The sequence below is a fragment of the Arthrobacter sp. Y3221157 genome (assembly GCF_059089865.1).
Genome location: NZ_JBNHFD010000177.1, coordinates 1 through 2,365 on the forward strand (window position 1 = coordinate 1; position 2,365 = coordinate 2,365).

Genomic DNA, 2,365 nt, shown 5'->3' on the forward strand with positions numbered 1-2,365 from the left:
AACGTACAAGCCGAGAGGCATACGCGTGTAACACCAACGTGTCTCACACACCACCGAGATTTTTTGGCCCGGTGGGCCCGCAACGGCTTACGCTGCGATGGCTCAGGGAACAGCCAGTCCCTGGACTGCGAAGCGCGGCACTGTTGGTGCGCACAGTCCAGAGCGGCCTGACCCCTCAGGACTTTGTGCTGGGGGTCACATCCCAGACTGCTAATATAGCATATTCCTGCCGGGCGTTACGATATTGTCACGAAGAACGTGCCGGGGCCTAGTACCGGGATTGGTAGCACGACTTCACCTGTCAGGTGGGCTCAAGAACCTGCCGGCGGGACCATGTAGGATGCTCCGCTGAATCGTCGGCCCATGAACCGCCGACCACAGACCGCGCGTACTTTTCTGCCATGGGAGCGAGTATCGAGTGCAGTTGCGCGAAAAGATTTTCGGCCTCTAATCCGCTCCAGCCTTCCGGGAGGTACTCTTCCGGCAAGCCCGGATCTAGATAGGGCAGTCTCCGCCACTGAGTGACCATCGGCACGTAGTCAGCGAAGGCAAATTTCTCCTGGGTGGATTGATCCGTAGTCGCGTCAGGGGTAAACCAGCGCTCAAGTACTGGGGCATAGCGTTCAATGAACTCTTCATAAAGGGCTTCGAGTGACGAAAGATCCCACCACTGCCCGACTTTCACTCGGATCTGATCGTCTGACAGGTGCGCCGCTTTGAACAGATCCACGTATTCCATAAGTCCTGCCCGGTCCAACTGCTGACTCACTTCACTCGAGAGATTTCCAGGCGCGATCCACAAACCAGGGGAAACCTGCCCGCAGCCGATACGGGTCAGAATCGTTCGCAGCTTATGCCTTAGGTGGCGGTGCGCCTCCGGAACGGAGAAGGAGACGAGAATCCAACCATCGACTTTTTGGGCTCGCCGCCTAGCGAAGATGCGTTCATCGCCGGCGCGGAACACATCTTCAAGCCCCTCCGCCAGTTTGTAAGCAGCCACCCTTCCCTGACGAACGCTCGAGAGGACTCCCCGCTTCTTCAACCGTGAAACGGACGACCGGACCCCGGCTGATTCCACGCCCAGATCCCCCAGTAGCCGGATAAGGTCGGATACAGCGAAACCGCCGTCATGTGCACGTGCGTACAACCCGTAGACCGTGACGATGAGGTGCTGATGCCGTGGCATGGGCGCCAACTCGTTCGCTGAGTCAGTCATAGCTGCAACCCCTACCTTTCGAAGTCCTATTCTCTTCACGGTACCGCTCCCGTTGGGGCTGGGCGATGTTATTGCACTTCGGCTCACCGACACGCCCCCTAAGCAACCCTGCAGCACCCGCTAAGCACATGGGAATATGTACTTCCCGCCCTAAGGCGTCGCCAGAAACAAGCATATACTCTTAAGGTGACGGTCGTCAGATCTAAGGTACACTGGCGGCCATGGTGGGAAGGTCCGTTAGGGACCGCCCAAAGCTACCCTCGTGGACCGGAGGTCGTGGTGGAAACGGAAGGCGTACAGCCAATTGACGCTGCTGTTGAGCGGATGGTGGAGTGGGTGGACACGGACGCATCGGGCCACCAGCACAATACCGCGGTCATTCGTTGGGTGGAAGCGGCAGAGGCGGAGCTTTCTCGGTCTGTGAATATGCCCGGGTACTTTCCCGGCGCCCCCCGTGTGCATCAGTCGGTTACGTACACGGCAAAGCTGTGGTTTGGACAGCGCGTCACTGCTTCAATTGGTATCCAACGGATGGGTCGATCGTCTCTTACCTACGCGTTTGAGATATACGGGCACGCCCACGAAGGCAAACATGGAGCGGTGGCTGCATTCGGCACCGTTACAGTGGCTCATGTTCCCCAGGGCTCCGCAACCGCGCAACCTTGGCCGGCTCATTTTATAGCAGCCATAGGCTCCCTTCCGTCGCAGCGGAACGACATTGCTGAACCTTGCCCGGTCATGACTACCTCTCACGGAAGACTCCGGAAATAGCCCGGTCCTCGCGAGGCTCTACTTTCCCAGCGGTGCCGGATCGTGCAGACGACAAGTCTCTTGGACGCGCAACGTCCTCAACCTGCTCCCCGCCGGGATAGGACAGTCACTTCGCAGGTTCTGTCGTGGGTTCGGCGGGGGACTGTAAACCGGCCTTTGTCTTCGAACACCGTCTATGGTGACGCCGATCGCCGGCAGGTGGGTGAGTTTGCAGCTGACATGCATTGGAAACGAGTGTGTCCCGCGGACATGGTTCTCATGCCGCGGGACACACGTTTTGCGTTTTAGACGTTGGCGGGTGTGCCGATCCGGCATTCGACGCCGTATTTGGCCATCAGCGGAAGGGTCCGCTGTGCGACGGCGGCGAGGTCGTCGATG

General features: G+C 58.9%; 1 protein-coding gene. It reads right to left on the reverse strand.

Features of this window, described 5'->3' with window-relative positions:
• Window positions 1-301: 301 nt before the first annotated feature.
• Entirely contained in the window at window positions 302-1,216 is a 915-nt protein-coding gene (locus AC5RTT_RS20410; RefSeq protein ID WP_494146686.1) for a PaaX family transcriptional regulator, read from the reverse strand.
• Window positions 1,217-2,365: the final 1,149 nt, after the last annotated feature.

Coding starts and splice junctions, on each gene's coding strand:
- AC5RTT_RS20410 (WP_494146686.1), bottom strand. CDS start 1,216: ATGACTGACTCAGCGAACGAGTTGGCGCCCATGCCACGGCATCAGCAC.